The sequence below is a fragment of the Pseudomonas sp. P5_A12 genome (assembly GCF_056400685.1).
The window spans coordinates 1-23,845 of the sequence record NZ_JBFUKU010000023.1; the positions used below are offsets into that span (position 1 = coordinate 1).

Below are 23,845 nucleotides of genomic sequence, written 5' to 3' on the forward strand. Positions count from 1 at the left end.
GAAGTGGACGTGGGAAGTGGACGTGGCAGCCAAGGGCGGCGGTTCCGAGAACAAGTCGAAAATGGCCATGCTCAACCCGTCCGACTCGATCGTCGACTGGGTACTGAAGACCGTTCCGACCATGGGCGCCGGCTGGTGCCCACCGGGTATGCTCGGCATCGGCATCGGCGGCACCGCCGAGAAAGCCGCGGTCATGGCCAAGGAAGTGTTGATGGAATCCATCGACATTCACGAGCTCAAGGCTCGCGGCCCACAGAACCGCATTGAAGAAATGCGCCTGGAGCTGTTCGAGAAGGTCAACCAGCTGGGCATCGGTGCCCAGGGCCTCGGCGGTCTGACCACCGTACTCGACGTGAAGATCATGGATTACCCGACCCACGCCGCTTCGTTGCCGGTGTGCATGATCCCGAACTGCGCCGCCACCCGTCACGCCCACTTCGTGCTCGACGGTTCCGGCCCGGCCTCGCTGGAAGCGCCACCGCTGGACGCCTACCCGGAAATCGTCTGGGAAGCCGGTCCGTCGGCTCGTCGCGTCAACCTCGACACCCTGACCCCGGAAGAAGTGCAGAGCTGGAAGCCGGGCGAAACCGTCCTGCTCAACGGCAAGATGCTTACCGGTCGCGACGCGGCGCACAAGCGCATGGTCGAGATGCTGAACAAGGGTGAAACCTTGCCAGTGGACCTCAAAGGTCGCTTCATCTACTACGTCGGCCCGGTTGATCCGGTGCGCGAAGAAGTGGTGGGCCCTGCCGGTCCGACCACCGCGACGCGGATGGACAAGTTCACCCGTCAGATCCTCGAGCAAACCGGCCTGCTGGGCATGATCGGGAAATCCGAGCGCGGCCCGACCGCGATCGAAGCGATCAAGGACCACAAAGCCGTTTACCTGATGGCAGTCGGCGGCGCGGCTTACCTGGTGGCACAAGCCATCAAGAAGTCCCGCGTGGTGGCTTTCGCCGAACTGGGCATGGAAGCGATCTACGAGTTCGACGTCAAAGACATGCCTGTGACTGTGGCAGTCGACAGCAAGGGCGAGTCGGTCCACATCACCGGTCCTGCCATCTGGCAGAAGAAGATCAGTGACAGCCTGGCAGTAGAAGTGCAGTAAGCGCTTTAGCGGGCTAACAGCGGCCGGGTTGTCTGAATAGACGACCCGGCCGTTTTTTTTGCTCAAAAAATATTGCCAACGGCATTAAAACCGAAGCGTTTACAACTATTCGATCTAGAACGCCCCGTCTTACCTGTCAGATCTGACAGGTTACGAATAGCGCTCATCTTGTTAGCGTCTGATCCATCCAGCGACACCGTAATCACGGGCGAGCGCCAGGCCAAAAACAGGATCAGCCCTATGCAAGACCAAGCGTCCCTGAGCATCACTGAACCCTCTATCGCCAAAAGTGCCTCCATCGCCACCATCGGTAAAAGCTGGGGCAAGGTCGGCACGACGGGAGGCGCTTCATTCGAACTACCGCTGCCGCTTTCCTCTGGACGCGGATGGGACCCTCAACTGTCTCTGAGCTATAGCAGCCAATCCGGTAACGGACCGTTCGGGGTGGGTTGGCAATTGAACCTCATCGCCATCACCCGCCAGACCAGCAAAGGCGTACCTCGCTACACCGACGACGATGTATTCCTCAGCCCCGCGGGCGAGCAGCTCATGGCTGAGCGCGATGGCGAAGGCAAGATCAGGTCCAGAGAAGAATCCGAATACAGTGGATTGCCCATCGGGGCTCACAGCGTGGTGCAATATTGGCCGCGGGTGGAAAGCTCTTTTGATGTGGTCGAATTCTGGCACTGCGAAGCCAACCCCGAAGGTTTCTGGCTGGTGCATGGGGCCGATGGCAGCCTGCACCTTTTCGGCAGGAAAGAAACCGCGCGCAAGGCTGATCCACAGGACCCGAACCGGGTTGTCGCCTGGTTACTGCAAGAAAGCATGAACGCTCGCGGCGAGCACATCTGTTACGAGTACAAACAGGAGGACCCGACCCAGGATCCTGACCCGCATGACTACCAGGCCCAGCGGTATTTGCATCGGGTGCTCTATGGCAACTTCGCCGCGTACGAACACTTGTACGGCTGGGACCTATCACCAACGCCGACACATTCATGGCACTTTCACCTGGTGATCGACTATGGCGAACGCACCCGGGACCTGACTGAAAAACCTGTCTATGACGGGCCCTCGCTTGACCCGTGGCTGATCCGCAACGACCCCTTTTCGTCCTATGGTCAAGGCTTTGAAGTCGGCACTCGCCGTCTCTGCCAGCAAGTGCTGATGTTTCACAATTTTCCGGTGCTGGGTGATGAGCCGGTGTTGGTCCGTCGCTTGCTGCTGGAGTACTCGGTCACCCCAGAGACCTGGTCGTACAGTCAAATCACTGCGGCGCATTATCAGGCGTACGACGCCAGCGGCACCGTGGAAAACATGCCCCCGGTGGAGTTCGACTATGCGGATTTCGAACTGAATACACAGCCGTCACCGTTCTTCCCGTTCGAGAACATGCCGGGCATCGCAGACGGTAAACGCTATCAATGCGTTGATCTGTTCGCAGAAGGCCTGCCGGGCTTCCTGTGTCGTTATGAGCAATGTTGGTACTACCGGGAGCCGCTGCGTGACCTGACTGGTGGCGATCACATCAGCTATGGCCCGTGGACAGCGCTCAACGAGATTCCGGTCGCAAATCGCAACACGCAAGCGCATCAAGCGCTCATGGACCTGACAGGTGACGGTCGCCTGGACTGGCTCGTTGCTCAGCCCGGCATGAGCGGCTTCTACACGCTGAATCCGGATAAAACCTGGTCAAGCTTCATTCCATTCACGGCGTTCCCGCCTGAATTTTTCAACGTCCTTTCGCAGTTGGGTGATTTGACGGGCAACGGACTCAGCTCCCTGGCGCTGATCGGCCCCAACGCGGTGCGCCTTTACGCCAATAGACGTGAGGACGGCTTTGCCAGGGGCGAGGATGTCCCTCATGAGCCGATAGATGACCGCTTGCCATTAATCAGCAGTTCACGCGGTGAACTGGTGTTTTTGGGCAATCTGCTGGGCAGTGACATGACCGAGTTGTGCCGCATTCGCCACAACGAAATCAAATGCTGGCCAAACCTTGGGCATGGTCGCTTCGGCCAGGGTTTCGTCATGAGTGCCCTGCCCTTCGAATACGAAACATTCGATGCGGCACGTGTACGGATCGCAGATTTGAACGGCTCCGGCGCCCCAGCGCTGATTTATCTGAATTCGGATGGATTCGAGATTTACCTCAACCGGGGTGGCAATGGTTTTGAGCAGGTTCCCATTCAGGTTGCCTGGCCCGAAGGTGTGCGTTACGACAACCTGTGCCAGGTCACACTCGCCGACCTGCAGGGACTTGGCTGCGCCAGCCTGATCTTGACTGTACCGCACATGAAACCCCGGCACTGGCGTTATGATTTTGTTAGCGCCAAACCGTATTTGATGATCGCCAGCAATAACAACATGGGTTGCAGCACCGAGGTGGTGTATCGAAGTTCCGCGCAGTACTGGCTGGATGAAAAACAGCGAACTCTCAAGCTCAAGCGCCTTCCTGTTTGTTACTTGCCTTTTGCTATGCAAGTCGTCAGTCAGCAAACCCAACGCGACGAAATCACCGGCAATTGCCTGAATCAGTTTTTCAGCTATTTCGAGGCCTGGTACGACAGTCAGGATCGAGAGTTCCGTGGCTTCGGGCGACTGCACCAAACCGACAGCGAAACCACGTCGGACAAAGACGAAAGCTTCACCGCCCCGGCATTGATCTGTACCTGGTTTCATACCGGCAAGCACATCGACAGGCCTCGCGATGGTTACTTCAATCGCGATGACGAGGCACACCCGCTGGGTGACACGCTCTTTTGTCGATTTCACCCGAGCGATGAGTGCGAAGAGTTCATCAGGCCGGCCGATGAAGCCACCGCCCACGAAATCGCCCGCGCCCTTTCAGGCTCTGTGCTGAGAATGGAAACGTACGCGGCGGATGATCCGGTCCCGGCCAATCCGTACCTCGTGGAACAGTCCCGATACATCGTGCGCCAAGTGCGTGAACGCGGTGACCACCACCCCAACGCGGTGCTGCTGCCGTCGCTATTGGAAAACATCAGTTACCACTACGAGCGCTTCGTCGAAGACCCGCTGTGCCGCCACGTCATTAATCTGAACCGGGACGCCTTCGGGCTGACGAGTCACAGCATCACAGTCAGCTATGCCCGGCGCAGAACCGTGGACGATGAGCCGCCGTTTGATGATGTCGACGAACGCAAATGGTGGATTGACGCCCATGATCCGGCTCAACAGTGCTACTACCTGAGCGAAACCCGCGCTGAGTTTATTCACCTGTCCAATCTGCAAGGCTGGCGGCTTGGCCTGCCGTATCGGCAACGCGGTAACGCACTGGTATTGCCCAAGAGCCCAGCCCCTGAGGGCCTTAGCCCAAAGGACATTGCCCATGAACAGTTTCGTGACCTGTTCAAGTCACCCGAATGGGTGGCTCAGCGGGAGCTGACGTCGCAATCGGTGCAGCGTTATTTCAAAACAGCAGACGGCACGCTGCTCCCGGACGGCACTGCCGAGTTCGAAGCATTGGCGGGGCCACTGGAAATGGCTCAACTGAACAAGACGGCGCTGGACGTTTACGGCGACGTGAGCCCTGCGATCGATATCCGGGAAGAACTGGCGAAGATTGGCTATCTGCCCATGGATCTGTTTCTGGGTACGGACAAAGAGGCCGACGAAGAAGAGGACAAGCAGAGAAATCTTTGGTCCGCCCGATACAGTTTTGCCAAGTATGGCGACCTTCAACACTTTTATAAGGTGGTGCAGTTCAACGAAACACAAAGCCACGGAATCACCTCGACCCAGTACGATAACTACTGGCTGATGAACATCAGCGTTGAGCTGCCGGACGGCTGTACCACACGCGTTGAATTCGACTACCACTCACTGCAACCGCTGCGCATCATCGATGCCAACGATAACGCCGAAGAAGCCCTTTACGATCCGTCCGGCCCGCACACTGTCACCTATTACGGAATCGAAGCCGACAAGCTCGCCGGTTTCTTGCCCATCGCCGACTATCAGCGTCCCGACGATGCCAGCGCCGGCACGGCCATCGACGCCCCGAAAGAGGCGCTGCAAAACGCTGCCAGTACCTGGCGCAAGGACCTGTTCAGCTGGATGGGTCAACTCCCCCCTTCCGTCCGGCAGACACCCGATTGGCTGACCGACGCGTGCGCGCAAGGTTGGGTGTTGCCAAGCCTTCACCTGCGGGCTGGCACGCGGCGGCGACTGGCCCGGCTCAAGTCCCGGACGCCTGCCGAGCAGGCATTGTGGGAACGGCTGCCAAGCGTCCCACGCATTCCGGTGCACAGCGTCGTCCTCACCGCCGATCGCGACTACTACGATCAGACACTGCAGCAAATCCGCATCATCCTGAGCATCGCCGATGGGTTCGGACGGTCCCTGCAAACCCAACAATTGGTTGAACCCGGCGATGCCTATGTCGTGGAAAACGGCGAACTGGTGATTGAAGACGGTCAACCAAAGGTTGCGCACGCCGATCGGCGCTGGCGCATCAGCGAACGCGTGGAATACAACAACAAGGGGCTCCCTGTTCGCACCTATCGTCCCTATTTCGCCAATACCTACGGCTACATCCACGACCACGCCTTCAGGCAGTTCGGTCACCACGACAAGCACTTTTATGACGTGCTCGGTCGCCTGATCAAGATCATCAACGCCAAAGGCGATGTCGCGCTAGAAATAGTCCACCCCTGGTACAAAACCAGTCTGGATTTCAATGACACCTACGTTGCGCCGCCTTCGAAAGGGCGCAAGGCAGACTGCCTGTGACTGGCACCGCTGACTGGAACACCCCCTCAATAACGTGCAATGACTCGCGTGGCCGGTCGGTGCGACAGATTGCTTACCTGCGCAATCTGAACAAGGCACAGCTGGAGCCCTTCATCACCCGGCAGACCTTTGACGTTATCGGGCGGCTGGTCGAGCAGCGGGACCCGCGACTGGCCAATACCGAGCGGCCCAACCTGAAGTCGGTCTACGGTCTGTCCGAACAATCGATCAAGGCCGACAGCGTCGATGCCGGCTGGCGGATAAGCCTGGCCGGTGTAGACGGTAAAATACGTCAACGTTGGGACCAGCGCGGCAGTCATTGGCGCATCGCTTACGACAACCGGTTACGCGAAGTCGCCATTGACGAGAACGGTCAACCGAACGTTGAAACCTTTACGTATGCCGACGCCTCGGGCACCCCCGACGGCAATGTACGCGGCCAGCTGATCAGGCAAGTCGATCCCTCGGGCATTCTTGAATTCCACAGCTTCAGCCTGCACGGCCAACCGTTGCGCGACAGCCGAACAATCACCGGCGCCGGCACCTTTACCAGTCAGCGGACCTACAACCCGCTCGGCGCGCTGCTGACCCAGACCGATGCCGGTGATCATCAGCAACAGATGCAGTACGACATCGCCGGGCAGCTGCAACAGGTTCGCCTGCGGCTCACGTCCACAGGAGCTTGGCAGCCCGTTCTGACCGACGCCCGGTATAACGCCGCCAGCCAGATCATCGAGCAACAGGCCGGCAACAATGTGGTCAGCACCTGGACTTACGATGCGGCCGATGGTCGGCTCGATAGCCTGACCGCCGGTGTTCCGGGACAGGACCTGCTCCAACACTTTCAGTACGGTTATGACCGGGTCGGGAACCTGTTACGCATCGACGATCTCGCGTTTCAACCGGTGTACTTCAAAAACCAGCTCATYGATGGYCATCGAGCGTTTACCTATGACTCGCTGTATCAGCTGACCAGCGCCACCGGCCATGACGCCGCGCCGACTTCCGACCTGCCGGGCCGTCCGTTGCCGACTGATCCCAAAAACCACCTCAACTACAAACAGACCTACACCTACGACGGCGGCGGCAACCTGATCAAGTTGATCCATGAGCGCGCGGTGGGCGGCTACACCCACGAGATGTTCATTGACCCGTCCAGCAACCGGGGCGTGCGCTGGAAAGCAGGCGACCCCGTCCCCGATTTCGACGGTTTGTTCGACCGCCATGGCAATCAGCTGGCGTCGTCTCCGGGAAGGCCGCTGCACTGGAACAGCCGCGATCAACTGGCATCAGCGACGCTGATTGAGCGTGACGGCGCGCCCAACGATGAAGAAACCTTTCGCTACARCCAGGGCACACGCGTCTACAAGCGCCACGAAACCCATACGTCCACCACGACGCATTTTCACCAGGTGCTTTACCTGCCGGGGCTGGAAGTCCGTACCCGCGACAACGGCGAAGTGCTGCACGTCATCACCCTGGCGGGAGGTCGTGGCAGCGTGCGTTGCCTGCATTGGGTCAGCAAAAAACCCGACGGAATCGATCAGGATCAACTGCGCTACAGCCTCGACGATCACCTGGGTTCGAGCCTGATGGAACTGGATCAACAGGCCAGGYTGATCAGCCACGAAGGCTATTACCCGTTTGGCGGCAGCGCCTGGCTGACGGCGGTTTCAGCGCWGGAGGTCAGTTACAAAACCGTCCGTTATTCGGGCAAGGAAATGGATGAATGCGGGCTTTATTACTACGGCGCTCGTTACTACGCGCCGTGGTTGCAGCGTTGGGTGAGTGCTGATCCGGCCGGGGATGTGGACGGGCTTAATTGGTATGGGTTTGTGGGCAATAACCCCTTGCGTTATATCGACAGCCACGGCACACGCAAGGAGGATGCGGCAAAACAGCAGATCATCGACGCGTCAAACACACTATCGACCGTCAACAGCGAAATGAAGAAACTCAATTATCAACTCTACAATCTCACTCGAACCCGTGACATCTACAAAACGGCGGGCAAGAAATTGCTCTATAGCGTGGCTTCGTTTGCCGTCACGTTTCATGCGGGGGCGGCTGGAGCCACGATAGGTACAGGCATCGGCAGCCTGACGGGCCCGGCGGCACCGGTTGCGGTGCCGATTGCAGCGGCTGTCGGAGGGATTTTTGCCGCCGAAGCGGCTGCCAAAGCCATGGACAAAATCGGCGAGGAAACAGGGCTGGGTTACACCATCACCCCGGACCCGTCAGCGATCTCGGTGAAAAACCTGAAAAGCAAATCCCGCGCCGAGCCTTTCAGCGTTAAAGCGGTGGCGCAGAGCTTCAGCCCGGAGAATTCCGCAGGCCTGATAAAAACAGCCACCGAGACTTCCGCCAGAATCATTGGTAAACACCTCAAGGTGCCTTACCTCAAACAATCCCTGGCGATAGCGCGTCAGGCGTCCCAACTGACCGAAGCGCTCAATGATTCCCTTGGCCAAGGCGATCTCGACAGAATAACGTCCAATCTCGACGCGCTGGACAGCTATCTCAATGACGTAGAAGCGCAGGTCAACGAAGCCCTTGAAACGCTGGCAGACGCAGCCGTCAGCGATGACAGGTTGATCGGCGCCCTCAACATGCCGATGAACTCGGGTGCTCTCGACAGGTCGAGGCTTGAGCAGGACTTCAAAGTCGCACGAAGCGGGATCAAGCAAGCCAGAAACCTGGCCGGAAGAGTCTCTCAGTACCTCAGCGAAAAAAGAGCCGCCTGAAGCCCTGCGCCGTGGCGCCGGGCCCTGAATTTTCGGCGCAACTCCATGTTATGGTGCGCGCCCCTACTGCTGATTGTTTCAGAAACCATGTTTGCTCGTTCGCGCACGTTACGCCTGACGCTGTACACCTTGCTGATCATCGCCGGCGCCGTGCTCGCGGCCAGTTTCGCCATGCGTCACGCCGAACGCCAGGCCCTGGTTGAAGACGCCGCGCGCGCCAATCAGCAACTGGCGCTGTACGCCAATTCCCTGCACACCCTGATCGATCGTTACCGCGCCCTGCCCGCCGTGCTTGCGCTGGACCCGGAGTTGCGCGCCGCGCTCAACGGCCCGGTATCGCCTGAACAGCAGGATGCGCTGAATCGCAAATTGGAAAAAATCAACGGCGCGGCGCAATCCTCGACCCTCGAACTGCTCGACCGCACCGGCCTCGCCGTGGCCGCCAGCAACTGGCGGTTGCCCAGCAGCTATGTCGGCCACAACTACGGCTTTCGTCCGTACTTCAGTGAGACACGCACCCAAGGCACCGGGCGTTTTTATGCGGTGGGCGTGACCAGCGGGATTCCGGGGTATTTCCTGTCCAGCGCAGTCACCGGCGACAACGGTGAGTTTCTCGGGGCGATGGTGGTCAAGCTTGAGTTTCCGGAACTGGAGCGCGAATGGCGCCAAGGCAGCGACACGCTGCTGGTCAGTGATGCACGCGGAATCATCTTTATCGCCAACCAGCCGGGCTGGCGCTATCGACTGTTGAAGCCGTTGAGCGACAGCGATCACGCCGCGCTCAAAGCCACCCGCCAATACGACAAACAACCGCTGACAGCGCTGGACTATCAATCTCTGCAGCACTTCGACGACAACAGTGATCTGAGGCGCGTCGCGGGCCCCGGCGGGACGGCTGATTATCTGTGGGAGTCGCTGCCGCTGGTCAGCGACGGCTGGACCCTGCATTTGCTGCGCCGCCCGCAAGTCGCCTTCGCAGACAGCCGCAACGCCGCGCTTGCCGCTGCCGGACTGTGGCTGGCGCTGGTGTTTCTGTTGCTGTTCCTTAATCAACGCTGGCGCCTGGCCAAAATGCGTCAGCGCAGCCGCGAAGAGCTTGAACGACTGGTAGAGGAGCGCACCCGCGATTTGCGTACCGCTCAAGACGGTCTGGTGCAATCGGCCAAACTCGCGGCCCTCGGGCAAATGTCGGCCGCCCTCGCCCATGAAATCAACCAGCCACTGACCGCCCAACGCATGCAGCTTGCGACGTTGCGCCTGCTGCTCGATCACGGTCGGGTCGACGACGCCTACAAGGCGCTCAGGCCGGTGGATGAGATGCTGACGCGCATGGCGGCCCTCACAGGCCACCTGAAAACCTTCGCCCGCAAAAGCCCCAGCGGCCTGCGCGAACGGCTGGACCTGGCGGCGGTGGTGGACCAGTCGCTGCACTTGCTCGACGCGCGTGTGCGTGACGAACAGGTCAGCACCGTGCTGCACCTGACCCGCCCGGCGTGGGTGCGCGGCGATGCGATTCGTCTGGAACAGGTGTTGATCAATCTGCTGCGCAATGCCCTCGACGCGATGCACGACAAGCCCTGCAAACGCCTGGAAATCCGCCTCGAAGCCGACGAGCAATTGTGGCGTCTGACGGTCAGCGACAATGGCGGCGGCATCGCCGAAGAATATCTGCCGAATGTATTCGATCCGTTCTTCACCACCAAACCGGTGGGCGATGGCCTGGGCCTTGGTCTGGCGGTATCGTTTGCCATCGTTCACGAATCGGGCGGCCGCCTGAGTGCCGACAATGGCGAAAACGGCGCCGTGTTTACCCTGACCTTGCCCATCGATCTGGAGGCGCCTGTTTCATGCTGAATTCAGTGATGGTGGTCGACGACGAAAGCAGCATCCGCAGCGCCGTCGAACAATGGCTGAGCCTGTCGGGTTTCGAGGTGCAGTTGTTCAGCCGCGCCGATGAGTGCCTGGCACAATTGCCCGCGCACTTTCCCGGCGTGATCCTCAGCGACGTGCGCATGCCGGGCATGACCGGGCTGGAGTTGCTGGCAGAAGTGCAGCGGCGCGATGCCGATTTGCCGGTGATTCTGCTGACTGGTCACGGCGATGTGCCGATGGCGGTCGAAGCGATGCGCGATGGCGCGTATGACTTTCTCGAAAAACCCTTCAGCCCGGAAACCCTGCTGAGCAGTTTGCGCAGGGCGTTGGACAAGCGTCGGCTGGTGCTGGAAAACCGCGCGTTGCACGAACAGGCCGACAACCGCGCCAAACTCGATGCAACCCTGCTCGGTGTGTCCCGTGGCTTGCAGACCTTGCGCCGACAGGTGCTGGACCTGGCGGCGTTGCCGGTCAACGTGTTGATCCGGGGTGAAACCGGCAGCGGCAAAGAGCTGGTCGCCCGTTGCCTGCATGACTTCGGGCCACGTGCCGACAAACCGTTTGTGGCGCTCAACTGCGCGGCGATTCCCGAGCAGTTGTTCGAGGCCGAGTTGTTCGGCCACGAGAGCGGCGCGTTTACCGGCGCTCAGGGCAAACGCATCGGCAAGCTGGAATACGCCGATGGCGGCACGTTGTTTCTCGATGAAATCGAAAGCATGCCGCTGGCCCAGCAAGTGAAATTGCTGCGGGTGTTGCAGGAGCAGAAGCTGGAACGCCTGGGCTCGAATCAGAGCATTCGCGTTGATTTGCGGATCATTGCCGCGACCAAACCGGATCTGCTCGATGAGGCGCGAGCCGGGCGTTTTCGTGAGGATTTGGCCTATCGACTGAACGTCGCCGAGTTACGGCTCCCGCCGTTGCGTGATCGGCGCGAAGACATTCCGTTGTTGTTCGAATCGTTTGCCCAGCAAGCCGCCGAGCGTTTGGGCCGGACTTTTCCACCGCTGACCGGCCCGCAGTTGAGTCACTTGCTGAGCCACGACTGGCCAGGCAATGTGCGCGAACTGGCAAACGTTGCCGAGCGGCAAGTGCTGGGACTGGGTGAGCCGCAACTGGAGGGGATTGATCCGGGGCAGTCGCTGGCGGCGCAGCAGGAAGCGTTTGAAGCGCATTGTTTGCGCGCGGCGTTGACCCGGCACAAAGGCGATGTGAAAGCGGTGCTTGAAGAGCTGCAACTGCCGCGCCGCACCTTCAATGAAAAGATGCAGCGGCATGGGTTGAGTCGGGAGATGTTCCTGACTGACAGCTGATTTTTGCAGTGTCCGGACTGGCCYCTTCGCGAGCAAGCCCGCTCCCACATTTGAATTGTGTACACCGGACCACTGTGGGAGCGGGCTTGCTCGCGAAGGGGCCGGTAAAGGCAACACATCAAACGGCCCATAAGCAATTTTCCGCTCACACCCAATCCAGCATAAGCGGATTTCCGCTCACCCAGCCTTCCAAACCCCTCTAAACCGCCCCTCTTCCTCTTGGCACACCTCCTGCTATAGCCCTCACAGGCCGCGTTTAAACGCGCTCCACAAAAACAATTAAATGAAGGATCCTTCAATGGATAACTCAAACGCCCTGCCCCTTGGGTCGGCTGCCGTGCCGGCTAAAGAAAGAACCACCGCCAGCCGCATCAAATCGATCTTCAGCGGCTCGGTCGGCAACATGGTCGAGTGGTACGACTGGTATGTCTACGCCGCCTTCTCCCTGTACTTCGCCAAGGCCTTTTTCCCCAAAGGCGACACCACCGCCCAACTGCTGAACACCGCCGCAATCTTCGCCGTCGGCTTCCTGATGCGCCCGATCGGTGGCTGGCTGATGGGCCTGTATGCCGACAAGGTCGGGCGCAAAAAGGCCCTGATGGCCTCGGTGTACCTGATGTGCTTCGGCTCGCTGCTGATCGCCCTGAGCCCGGGTTATGAAACCATCGGCATCGGCGCACCGATCCTGCTGGTGTTCGCGCGCCTGCTGCAAGGTCTGTCGGTTGGTGGCGAGTACGGCACCTCGGCGACCTACCTCAGCGAGATGGCCACCAAGGCACGTCGCGGGTTCTACTCCAGCTTCCAGTACGTGACGTTGATCTCCGGTCAGCTCATCGCGTTGGCGGTGCTGATCGTGCTGCAACAGACCCTGACCACTGAAGAACTGTACGCCTGGGGCTGGCGCATCCCGTTCGCCATCGGCGCACTGTGCGCTGTAGTCGCGCTGTACCTGCGTCGCGGCATGGAAGAAACCGAGTCATTCACCAAAAAAGAAAAAGCCAAGGAAAGCGCGATGCGCACCTTGATGCGCCATCCCAAGGAACTGATGACCGTGGTCGGCCTGACCATGGGCGGTACCCTGGCGTTCTACACCTACACCACCTACATGCAGAAATACCTGGTGAACACGGTCGGCATGAGCATCTCCGACTCCACCACGATTTCGGCGGCCACGCTGTTCCTGTTCATGTGCCTGCAACCGATCATCGGCGGGCTGTCGGATAAAGTCGGCCGTCGGCCGATCCTGATTGCCTTCGGCATTCTGGGGACGCTGTTCACCGTACCGATCCTGACCACCCTGCACACCGTTCAGACCTGGTGGGGCGCGTTCTTCCTGATCATGGCGGCACTGATCATCGTCAGCGGCTACACCTCGATCAACGCCGTGGTGAAAGCCGAACTGTTCCCGACTGAAATTCGTGCACTGGGTGTTGGCTTGCCATATGCGTTGACCGTGTCGATCTTCGGCGGCACCGCGGAATACATCGCGTTGTGGTTCAAGAGCATTGGCATGGAAACCGGGTACTACTGGTATGTCACGGCATGTATTGCCGTGTCGTTGCTGGTGTACATCACCATGAAAGACACCCGCAAGCATTCGCGGATCGAGACGGACTGACCATTAGTTTGAGGGTGGCTTGACTGGCCCCATCGCGAGCAGGCTCGCTCCCACAGTTGATCTCCTGTGAACACAGAATTTGTGAACACCAAAGATTAATTGTGGGAGCGAGCCTGCTCGCGATTGCGGTCTGACATTCAACATGGACGTCGACTAATACCCCCTGATCATTTGGACCGCAACGCTGGAAATTATCGGCTCGTCCTTGCACCATGGTCGCCTCACAAGCGCTCCTGGATTGCACTTCATGTCCGACGACATCCATTTCTACGAACCCGCCAACGGCCACGGCCTGCCCCACGACCCGTTCAACGCCATCGTCGGCCCGCGCCCCATTGGCTGGATTTCCTCGCAGGATGCCAACGGCCGCTTGAACCTGGCGCCGTACAGCTTCTTCAACGCGTTCAATTACATTCCGCCGATCATTGGTTTTTCCAGCGTCGGGCGCAAAGACAGCCTGAACAACATCGAGCAAACCGGCGAATTCGCCTGGAACCTCGCCACTCGCCCGTTGGCCGAACAGATGAACCAGAGTTGCGCAATGGTCGGGCCTGAGGTCAACGAATTCGAACTGTCCGGGCTGACACCTGTTGCCTCGAAAATCATTCAAGTGCCACGGGTCGCCGAAAGCCCGGTGTCCTTCGAATGCAAGGTCACGCAGATTATTCAGTTGCAGCGCGCGGACGGCAATGTGGTGCCGAGCTGGCTGATTCTCGGCGAAGTGGTCGCCGTGCATATCGCCAAGTGGCTATTGAAGGATGGGGTCTACGACACCGCCGCGGCAGAACCGATTCTGCGCGGCGGTGGGCCAGCGGATTATTTTCAGCTGGGGCCGGAGGCGTTGTTCAAGATGTACCGCCCCGGGTCGACCCGGTAATTACCAGAGCAGATCGGTGTTTTCCTTGACGTCCTTGAGGCGGGTCAGCTCTTTGGCTGYCGCTTCATCGGCCTCATGCGCCGTCTTGAAGGTGCGGTCTTCCAGGACTTTGTGGAAACGCGGTGCGCCCGCGCCACCCAGGGCTTTGACGGCGATGGCGGCGTGGTAACCACCCTCACCCGGTACTACTGCGGAAACGGCTTCGAACTGTTCAAAGGCTTTACGTGCCATGTCGCGGATCCTGGTTGTTTGAGAATGGCCTCATTAAACCCTCAACCCGCCATTTTGTGTACCCACGACTGGGTCTGACCTAACGCCTGGGCGGCCGATACGTCCTTGAAGGTATGAAAATCCAGGCTGTTGACCACCAGGCCCTGCACCAACTCGGTAAACACCTCCATCGCCGGGGTGCTGAAGTACGCGGTCATGGCCTGCTGGTTCATCCAGAAACCGGACACCAGCCACAACTCGGGATCGCACTGCGATTGTTGCAGGGCAAAGCTCAGGCAACCCGGCGCATTGCGCGACGGCTCGATCAAGGCACTCAGGCGCGCACCGAGTTCCATCGAATGGCCGGCGCGGGCACGGACGAAAGCCATATGGCTGACGGGGATCTGCGTAGACATGTTCAACCCTCCCAGGTACTCGAGTGGCAGCCGTGGGACGGGCTGCGACAGGATCCAAGGTTAAGCGCGCAGGTTCCAGCGCGGTTAGTCGATTCCTGCCGGTGTATTGCACAATCCTGCGCGACGTCTCAAAAACTTCTAATACCCGGCAAATCGCGTTCAGGCCTAAGAAACAGGGCATTCAAGCAAGTTTTCCTTGAACGGCCCTGCCGTAGAGGCACCGCTAATCCACTCCGTGCAGAATCAGGCAAGGTTCAGGCAGGATGTGTCTACCGCATCGTCTTGCACAAACATAAGCTCGGCTCATTACCCACGCCCCACCGAGGATGCCTTGCATGTCGTCGCTCGATCATTTTCAAGCCCCGCTGGACGCCGACATGGAGAAACAGCGCGCAGAACTGGCCGCGATCATCCGCCGCAATACGCAGGAGGATGGCAATTACGCGACGGCCGTCGGTTCGCTCTTCATGTCACGCCATAGCCAGTCCCATGAATTTGCCCCGGTGCTCGCCCAACCGGCGCTGTGCATCATGGCGCAGGGGCGCAAAGAGGTCCGGCTGGCCGATGAGCACTTCAACTACGACCCGCTGAACTACCTGGTGGTGTCGGTCTCGATGCCGCTCAGCGGGCGGGTGGTGGATGTCTCGCCCGAAGCACCGATCCTTGCGGTGCGGCTGGACATCGACCCGGCGGAAATCAGCGCGCTGATTGCCGACGCCGGCCCTTTGGGCGTGCCGACTCGCCCCACCGGTCGTGGCCTGTACGTCGAACGGATCGACACCGCCATGCTTGACGCCGTGCTGCGCCTGGCGCGTTTGCTGGACACCCCGAAAGACATCGCCATGCTCGCGCCGCTGATTCGTCGGGAGATTCTTTATCGGTTGTTGCGCAGCCCGCAGGGTCATCGGCTGTATGAAATTGCGATTGCCAACAGCCAGAGCCATCGCATCAGCCAGGCGATCAAGTGGCTGAACGGCAACTACGAACAACCGCTGCGTATCGATGACTTGGCGAAGGAAGTGAACCTGAGCGTGTCGACGCTGCATCACCGGTTCAAGGCAATGACGGCGATGAGTCCGTTGCAGTATCAGAAGCAACTGAGGTTGCAGGAAGCGCGGCGATTGATGCTGGCGGAAGGGTTGGAGGCTTCGGCGGCGGGGTATCGGGTGGGGTATGAAAGCCCTTCGCAGTTCAGCCGGGAATATAGCCGGTTGTTTGGGGCACCGCCGTTGCGGGATTTGGCGCGGTTGCGGTTATCGGTCTGATCGGATTTTGCGGTGTGGCTACGGACGCCTTCGCGAGCAAGCCCGCTCCCACATTCGACCGAGTTCTCTCAGGAGAATGCGGTAGAAATGTGGGAGCGGGCTTGCTCGCGAAGAGGCCGGCAAGGCCACCATCAAATCCGGATCAGGCACCCAATACGCGGCAAGCCTCAGCCGGCAAGGTCACCGACACCGGGTTGCCGATGTTCAACCCAAACCCCTGACACGGCGTGCTCAGCGCGGTAAACGACACCCCGGAACACTCCACAGTGGTTTCAATCGTCGCGCCGATATCACGCACAAATGTCACCTTGCCCAGCAAGCGATTCCCCGCAGTCACCTGCGGGTGCGACAGTTGCAGGTCTTCCGGGCGAATCAGCATTTTCACTTTCTCGCCGACCACAATGCTGCTGCAAATCGGCACTTCCAGTGCATCGCCACCGGGCAAACCGACTTTGCCATTGCCCAACGCCGTGGCCGGGAAGATGTTGCCGGAGCCGATAAAATCCGCGACAAATTCGTTGGCCGGGTGGCGGTAGATTTCAATCGGCGTGCCGACTTGTTGCACGCGGTGCTCACCCAGCACCACGACGATATCGGCCATGGTCATCGCTTCACGTTGATCGTGAGTCACCATGATCGTGGTGATGTTCAGGCGCTGTTGCAGCTGACGGATTTCCACCTGCATCGACTCGCGCAACTTGGCGTCCAGCGCCGACAGCGGCTCGTCCAGCAGGAGAATTTTCGGCCGCGAAGCAATCGCCCGGGCAATCGCTACACGCTGGCGTTGACCGCCGGAGAGTTTTGCCACCGGTCGATCAATCATTGCCTGCAGCTGAATCAGCTCCAGCAATTCCACCACCCGCGCCTGTTGATCCGCCTTGCTGACGCCACGCAGTTTCAGCGGATAGGCGATGTTCTCCCCCACCGTCATGTGCGGAAACAGCGCCAGCGATTGAAACACCATGCCGAAATTGCGCTGATGCGCCGGGGTGTGGCCGATGTCTTCACCGTCCAGGCGAATCTCGCCACCGGTCAGGGTTTCAAGGCCGGCAATCATTCGCAGCAATGTGGTTTTGCCGCAGCCCGACGGACCGAGGAAACACACCAGTTTGCCCTCAGGCAAATGCAGGTTTACATCCTTTACCGCGCAGGCCGAGCCGTAATGTTTCTCGACGTTTTCCAGAATCAGACCAGACATATGAACCACCTCAAGAAATCAGAACGAAACGCCACCTTCACCGACTAGCTTCTCGAGCGCCCAGATCAGGACGAAGTCGATCAGCACGATCAGCACGGCAAACGAGAAAACGGTAGGGTCGAGCGAAGACACGGTGCGGCTGTACATCCAGATCGGCACGGTCATGACGTCGATGGTGTAGAGGAAATAGGTCACGGTGAATTCGTTGAACGAGACGATGAACGCCAGCAGCATGCCTGCCAGAATCCCCGACTTCATCAACGGCACCACCACATCGACAATCGCCCGGGTCGGCGAAGCACCGAGCATTTGCGCGGCCTCTTCGACTTCGCTGCCGATGGACAGCATCGCCGCCGTKCAGTTTTTCACCACGAACGGCAATGCCAGGATCACGTGGGCAATCACCAGCCGCGAGGTGGTCATCTGGAACGGCAGGCTGTCAAACACCAGCAACAACGCCAGCCCCAACACCACCATCGGAAACACCAGCGGCAGCGACATCAGTTGCAACGCCACGGCCTTGCCACGGAACTCGCACCGGGTCAGTGCATAAGCGGCCGGCACCGCAATGATCGTGGCGAAAACCATGGTCAGGCACGCGACCATCAAACTGGTGGTCATGGCCTTGCCCAGGCTCAGCACGTCGCTGGCATCCGGCGAAACGAAGGTGTGCCAGGCGGCCTTGTACCATTGCAGGCTGTAGCTGCTCGGCGGGAAGTCGAGGTTCGACGCGCCGCTGAACGACATCACGATCATGGTCAGGATCGGTAACACCGCCAACAGCAGGATGAAGCCGGAAAGGATGCCGGCAAACTTGCCGGTTTCACCCGGCAGCAGGCCATAACGCTTCTTGGTCAGGGTGCTCATTGCGAAGCCTCCAGCATGCGCCGACGGCGGCCAGTGATGTATTCGGACAAGGTCATGATCGCCAGCGTGGTGACAATCAGCACCACACCGGCAGCGGATGCGGCGGGCCAGTTCATCAGCGGCGCGATCTGGTCATGGACCATCACCGCCAGCATCGGCACGCGTCGGCCACCGAGCAGCAAAGGCACCACGAAGCTGCTGGCGTTGTAGGCAAATACCAACGTCGCGCCGGTAATAATCCCCGGCATGCTCATCGGCAGCACCACCTGACGGAACACCTGCAAACGACTGGCGCCCAGGGTCGCGGCGGCTTCTTCATAAGTACGGGCGACGCCGCGCATGGCGCTGGCAATCGGCAGCACGGCCAGCGGGAACGCGGTTTGCACCAGCCCCATCAGCACGCCGTTCTGGTTGTAGAGCAGCATGATCGGGCGCTTGATCAGACCGAGGCCCATCAATGCCTGATTGAGCATGCCGCCAGGGCCGAGGATCACCAGCCAGCCGTAGCTTTGCAGCAGCAGGTTGACCAGCAACGGCAACAGCACCGCAGCGAGGAAAATCCGGCGCACGAACGGCGAAGTCAGGCGCGACATGGTGTAGGCCACCGGGATCGCCAGCACCACGGCGATCACCGCGCTGATCAGCGCCAGGCGCAGGGTCAGCAGCAAGGATTTGAGATAATACGGTTCCAGCAATTGGGCGTAACTGGCCAGGCTGAACCCGGTCCATTCCGCGCCTTTGGTGCCCACGCTCATGCGCAGGACCAGCAGGCTGGCGGCGATCAGTACACCCAGAAACRGCATCGACGGCGTCAGGAAAAACCAGGCGCGGGTCGTCGGCGAAACACCCCGTTGCGCACGCTCGGGGGCGACACTTACCGGATGAGTCAGAGGTTGGTGTTCCATAGCAAGGGTCTCGTCAATGGAAAGCAGCTGACAAACACAGTCCTTGAACCACCCTGCTCCCCTTGTGGGAGCGAGCCTGCTCGCGAAAGCGGTGTGTCAGTCACATCGATGCTGGATGTGCCGACGCATTCGCGAGCAGGCTCGCTCCCACAGGGGGGTTCAGTGTTCTAAAGACTTTTGGTTGTCACTCAATCAGGAAGAAAAGATTTCCGTGTAGCGACGAATCCATTGGTCATGCACGGTGGCCAGGAAGGCGTTGTCGTGCATGATCGCCTTCTCGGCAATCTGCTCTGGCGTGAGGATGTACGGGCTCTTGCGCGCTTCGGCGGAGATGATCGCCTTGGCGTTGACCGGGCCGTTGTAGATGTCTTCAGCCATCTTGCCCTGCACCACCGGGTCCAGGGAGTGGTTGATGAAGGCGTACGCCATGTCGGTGTCGCCCGGACGGTTCTTCGGCATGACCGAGAGCATCAGGTCGGTGTAGAAACCTTCCTTCATGCCGAACGAAGCGCCCAGACCGTAGGCCGGATCGCGGATCTGTTTCGGGAAGAACGCCGGCGCGTACAGACCGCCCATGTCMAGGGAGCCAGTGCGGAACAGCTCGGCGATCTGGTTCGGGTTTTCACCCAGGGTGACCACACGATCTTTCAGCTCGGCGAGTTTCTTGAAGCCCGGCTCAATATTGTGCTCGTCACCACCGGCCAGTTTGGCGGCGATGATGATCAGGTCCATGGCCTCGGTCCAGTTTGGCGGCGGCAGGAAGATGTTCGGCGCGGCGTCGGCGTCCCACAGGGAGGCGTAGCTGGTCGGGGCTTCTTTCTGGGTGCGAGTGCTGTAGACCAGGCTGTTGCACCAGAGGAGGTAACCGATACCGTGGCCATTGGCCCCGGTGCGGTATTTTTCCGGTACGTCGACCAGGTTGGGAATGCGGTTGAGGTCGGGTTTTTCCAGCAGGTTGGCGGCGGCCAGACCTTCGGCGCCGACGCCTGCCAGGGTGATGATGTCGTATTGCGGACGATCACCGCCGGCCTTGAGTTTGGCGACCATTTCCGAGGTACTGCCGGTGCGGTCAGCGATGACCTTGCAGCCGTACTTGTCTTCGAAGGTCGCGGCGATGTTGCGCAGGGCTGCCAGGCCGGTGTCATCGGACCAGGTCAGCAAACGCAGGGTTTTGCCCGCAAAGCGTGTGTCGCTGGCATTGGCCTTGATGAACGGCATGCTCATGGCCGCTGCTGCCACCGAGGCTACGCCCACGGTCTTGATGAATTGACGTCTGTTCAGATCATGCTCGCCCATTACGGACTCCCTTTGTTTTTGTAGGTATGAGGCTGGTCGCAACCGTTGCATCCGCGCGGCCAATTCAGCTTTAAACCCCCGTATTCACGGGGTTGAGCTGCGCCGACGGGTTCATCCTGAGGTCGTGCAAAACACCTGACTATCGATAAAAACTCATTGAAGCCATGACGCCAGCGCATGCCTCAACACGAGGCATGCACTCACCTTTTTCGTGCTGTCAGACAGCCCGAATCACGTGTTTGATTTCCTGGAAAGCTTGCAAGCCCCACGGCCCTAACTCGCGACCGATGCTGCTCTGTTTGTAGCCACCCCAGGCGGTCTGCGGGAAGATCACCTGCGGCGCGTTGATCCACACCAGCCCCGCCTGCAAGGCGTTGGCGACCCGATCAGCAGCCTCGGGATTGCGCGTGACCACGCTGGCCACCAGGCCGAACTGGCTGTCGTTGGCCAAGGCAATCGCCTCGGCTTCAGAGGCAAAACTACGTACACAAATCACCGGACCGAAAATCTCTTCACACCACAGCGCACTGTCGAGGGGCACGTCAGTGAAGATTGTCGGTTGCAAAAAATAGCCGCGTGGCAGGTCGGCCGGACGATTGCCGCCGCAAATCAGCTTGGCGCCCGCACTCAAGCCGCGATCAATGTGGCCGAGCACACGCTGGTATTGCGCCTGATTGACCAGCGCACCCATTTCCACGGCCGGGTCGAACGGGTCGGCCACGCGAATGGCTTCGGTGCGCGCCTTCAGACGCGACAGGAATTCATCGGCCAGCACATCGGCGACCAGCACGCGGCTGGTGGCGGAACACATTTGCCCGGCGTTGAAGAAACCACCACCACAGGCCACTTCCACGGCTAGGTCGAGGTCGGCATCGGCCAGCACCAGTAGCGAGGATTTACCGCCCAGTTCCAGGCTCACGCCTTTGACGGTTTCAGCCGCGCGTTGCATGACTTGCACGCCCACCGCGTTGCTGCCGGTGAAGGAAATTTTGGCAATGCGCGGATCCGCCGACAGTGGCGCGCCGACCGCCAGGCCGGTACCGCAGACCAGGTTGAAGACGCCAGCAGGCAAACCCGCTTCAGCGATGATCGCCGCCAGTTCCAGCTCTGGCAGTGGCGTCACTTCCGAAGGCTTGAGCACCACGCAGCAACCGGCGGCCAGGGCCGGGGCGAGTTTCCACGCGGTGGTGACCATCGGGAAATTCCACGGCACGATCAGGCCGACCACACCGGCAGGCTCACGGCGCAGACGAGCGCTGAAATCGTCACTCGGCAATTCAACGGCGCTGTCTTGTTTAGCGTCGAGGCCTTCGGCCAGACCGGCGTAATACTCGAAGGTGGCGATCACGTCATCGACATCGATGGCCGCTTCGAACAGCGGCTTGCCGTTGTTGCTCGACTGCAAGTGCATCAGTTGCTCACGACCCGCCTGCACGCCCGCCGCGATGTTGCGCAGGATAGCGCCACGCTCGACGCCGGTGGTTTTCGACCAGTCGGCGAAGGCCTTGGTCGCCGCACTCACGGCGTGATCGACGGCCTGTGCATCGCCGCCATTGACCGTGGTCAACAAGGCTTCGGTCGCTGGGTTGATGACGCGCAGGTGTTCATTGCCCGCCGACCATTGACCGTCGATGAACAGACCGTCCAGCGTCGTAGGGAACGTCATTTCGACACCGCCTTCATCCACTGGGTCTGATCGATTTCAATCAGGGTCGGGCCTTGACGGTCGGCCGCGGAACGCAGCGCAGTACGCAGTTGCTCGACGCCGCTGATCGCTTCCGCGGCGCAACCCAGTGCCTTGGCCACACCGATGAAGTCCGGGGTGTAGATGTCCACGCCAACCGGTTCGATGGCGCGGTTGACCATGTACTTCTTGATCTCTTCGTAGCCCTGGTTATTCCACAGCAGCACGATCACCGGGGTGCGAGCTTCAACGGCACTGGCCAGTTCCGGCAGGGTGAACTGCAGGCCGCCGTCACCGATCAGACACACCACCGGAGGGCGGGAACTGCCTTCAACGCTGCCGCCAAGCCAGGCGCCGATGGCGGCCGGCAAGGCGTAGCCGAGGGTGCCGTAACCGGTCGACGAGTTGAACCAGCGACGTGGGCGCTCCGGGTTGAATGTCAGGTTGCCGGTGTAGACAGGCTGGGTCGAATCGCCGACGAACACAGCGTCCGGCAACACGTTCAATACGGTTTCAAGGAAGCAGGTCTGGGCCAGAGTCGGGGCATCCCAGATCTGGGCGAGCTCTTCACGCAAACGGGCAGCACGGACCTGCCCCCAATCGTTGCGACGCTCGGTCAGCGACCGCTGGGACAGCGCACTCAGCAAAGCCTGGGCGGCGTTACGCGAATCGGACACCAGCGCCACGTGCGGCGGATAGTTGCGCACGGTCTGGTCCGGGTCGATGTCCACGCGCAGCAATTGACCAGGAATTTCGAAACCACCGGCGAAGGTGACGTCATAGTCGGTCTCGGCCAGCTCGGTGCCGATGGCCAACACGACGTCGGCCTCGGCCACCAGTGCACGGGTCGCGACCAGGCTTTGGGTGGAACCGATCAGCAATGGGTGGCTGGATTCGAGCATGCCTTTGGCATTGATGGTCAGTGCCACCGGCGCGTCCAGCAACTCGGCCAGTTTCGTCAGCTCGGCGGCGGCATCGATGGCGCCGCCACCGGCGAGAATCAGTGGACGCTTCGCGTTGGCGAGCAATTCGGTCATGCGCGAAACGGCGGTTGGCGATGCGCCGGCGCGGTCGATGTTCACCGGTACGCTGCTGAGCAGGTCATCGGCTTCTTCAACCAGCACATCCAACGGAATTTCGATGTGCACCGGACGCGGACGACCAGCCTGAAACAGCGCGAAAGCGCGGGCCAAAACGCCCGGTAATTCGGACGCCGACATCAAGGTGTGGGAGAACGCCGCCACGCCGCCAACCAATGCGCCCTGGTTCGGCAGTTCATGCAGCTTGCCGCGACCGCCGCCCAACTGGCTGCGCGATTGCACGCTGGAAATCACCAGCATCGGGATCGAATCGGCGTAGGCCTGACCCATCGCCGTGGTGATGTTGGTCATGCCAGGGCCAGTGATGATGAAGCACACACCCGGTTTGCCGCTGGTGCGCGCATAACCGTCGGCCATGAAACCGGCGCCCTGTTCGTGACGCGGAGTGACGTGGTTGATGCTCGAACGGGCCAGCCCGCGATACAGCTCCACGGTGTGAACCCCGGGAATGCCGAACACCTGCTCGACCCCGTAATCTTCGAGTAACTTGACCAATACTTCGCCGCACGTCGCCATTGTGTTTTGCCCTTCTTGTTCGTTTGAGACGCCGGGCCTGCGCAGTGTTTATGATGAGTGGGCAGGTCCAGGGATGGCCTCATTGGAACGGGCGACACGTAGCC

Annotated in this window: 16 protein-coding genes; 8 read left to right on the top strand and 8 right to left on the bottom strand. The window is 60.1% G+C overall.

The features are described 5' to 3' along the window. From AC1DSG_RS05680 to AC1DSG_RS05710, 7 genes are all read left to right on the top strand, one after another. On the top strand, positions 1–1,108 hold a 1,108-nt coding region (locus tag AC1DSG_RS05680; protein WP_477789987.1), incomplete at its 5' end, for a FumA C-terminus/TtdB family hydratase beta subunit. 240 nt (positions 1,109–1,348) lie between these two features. Beyond that, positions 1,349–5,863, top strand: a complete 4,515-nt coding sequence (locus AC1DSG_RS05685; protein ID WP_477789988.1) for a SpvB/TcaC N-terminal domain-containing protein — start codon at positions 1,349–1,351, stop codon at positions 5,861–5,863. Continuing rightward, positions 5,860–8,607 (top strand): RHS repeat domain-containing protein, encoded by a 2,748-nt coding sequence (locus AC1DSG_RS05690; RefSeq protein ID WP_477789989.1) that lies wholly within the window; start codon positions 5,860–5,862, stop codon positions 8,605–8,607. Before AC1DSG_RS05685 ends, AC1DSG_RS05690 begins: the two co-directional genes overlap by 4 nt. Positions 8,608–8,694: 87 nt before the next feature. Beyond that, positions 8,695–10,461 (top strand): sensor histidine kinase, encoded by a 1,767-nt coding sequence (locus tag AC1DSG_RS05695; RefSeq protein WP_477789990.1) that lies wholly within the window; start codon positions 8,695–8,697, stop codon positions 10,459–10,461. After that, positions 10,455–11,789: a sigma-54-dependent transcriptional regulator gene (locus AC1DSG_RS05700; RefSeq protein WP_477789991.1), complete on the top strand. Its 1,335-nt coding sequence runs from the start codon at positions 10,455–10,457 to the stop codon at positions 11,787–11,789. Before AC1DSG_RS05695 ends, AC1DSG_RS05700 begins: the two co-directional genes overlap by 7 nt. Before the next feature lie 298 nt (positions 11,790–12,087). Then, on the top strand, positions 12,088–13,407 hold the full coding sequence (locus tag AC1DSG_RS05705; RefSeq protein ID WP_477789992.1) for an MFS transporter: 1,320 nt from the start codon (positions 12,088–12,090) through the stop codon (positions 13,405–13,407). 247 nt (positions 13,408–13,654) lie between these two features. Further along, a complete protein-coding gene (locus AC1DSG_RS05710; protein WP_477789993.1) occupies positions 13,655–14,284 on the top strand; it encodes a flavin reductase family protein in 630 nt (209 codons plus the stop codon). Here the strand turns inward: AC1DSG_RS05710 and AC1DSG_RS05715 are convergent, their stop codons facing one another. Together AC1DSG_RS05715 and AC1DSG_RS05720 are read right to left on the bottom strand one after the other, a co-directional pair. Beyond that, positions 14,285–14,515, bottom strand: coding sequence for a hypothetical protein (locus AC1DSG_RS05715; RefSeq protein ID WP_477789994.1), 231 nt, complete (start codon positions 14,513–14,515; stop codon positions 14,285–14,287). Positions 14,516–14,556: 41 nt separating this feature from the next. Continuing rightward, a complete protein-coding gene (locus tag AC1DSG_RS05720; RefSeq protein ID WP_477789995.1) occupies positions 14,557–14,910 on the bottom strand; it encodes an antibiotic biosynthesis monooxygenase family protein in 354 nt (117 codons plus the stop codon). A gap of 335 nt (positions 14,911–15,245) precedes the next feature. On the opposite strand from AC1DSG_RS05720, the gene AC1DSG_RS05725 reads away from it, so the two are divergent. After that, positions 15,246–16,175: an AraC family transcriptional regulator gene (locus AC1DSG_RS05725; protein WP_007945654.1), complete on the top strand. Its 930-nt coding sequence runs from the start codon at positions 15,246–15,248 to the stop codon at positions 16,173–16,175. 142 nt (positions 16,176–16,317) lie between these two features. On the opposite strand, the gene AC1DSG_RS05730 is transcribed toward AC1DSG_RS05725, so the two are convergent. The 6 genes from AC1DSG_RS05730 to AC1DSG_RS05755 form a co-directional block, all read right to left on the bottom strand. Beyond that, positions 16,318–17,373 (bottom strand): ABC transporter ATP-binding protein, encoded by a 1,056-nt coding sequence (locus tag AC1DSG_RS05730; RefSeq protein ID WP_477789996.1) that lies wholly within the window; start codon positions 17,371–17,373, stop codon positions 16,318–16,320. A gap of 18 nt (positions 17,374–17,391) precedes the next feature. Continuing rightward, complete coding sequence (locus AC1DSG_RS05735) at positions 17,392–18,240, bottom strand: ABC transporter permease (RefSeq protein WP_477789997.1); 849 nt, start codon at positions 18,238–18,240, stop codon at positions 17,392–17,394. Next, positions 18,237–19,145, bottom strand: a complete 909-nt coding sequence (locus AC1DSG_RS05740) for an ABC transporter permease (protein WP_477789998.1) — start codon at positions 19,143–19,145, stop codon at positions 18,237–18,239. The genes AC1DSG_RS05735 and AC1DSG_RS05740 overlap by 4 nt, the downstream gene beginning before the upstream one ends. A gap of 192 nt (positions 19,146–19,337) precedes the next feature. After that, positions 19,338–20,441: an extracellular solute-binding protein gene (locus AC1DSG_RS05745; RefSeq protein ID WP_477789999.1), complete on the bottom strand. Its 1,104-nt coding sequence runs from the start codon at positions 20,439–20,441 to the stop codon at positions 19,338–19,340. Between the two features lie 217 nt (positions 20,442–20,658). Next, entirely contained in the window at positions 20,659–22,107 is a 1,449-nt protein-coding gene (locus AC1DSG_RS05750) for an aldehyde dehydrogenase family protein (RefSeq protein ID WP_477790000.1), read from the bottom strand. Further along, positions 22,104–23,741 carry a 5-guanidino-2-oxopentanoate decarboxylase gene (locus tag AC1DSG_RS05755; protein WP_477790001.1) on the bottom strand — a complete coding sequence of 546 codons (1,638 nt, stop codon included), beginning with the start codon at positions 23,739–23,741 and terminating at the stop codon, positions 22,104–22,106. Before AC1DSG_RS05755 ends, AC1DSG_RS05750 begins: the two co-directional genes overlap by 4 nt. Between the last annotated feature and the right edge of the window lie 104 nt (positions 23,742–23,845).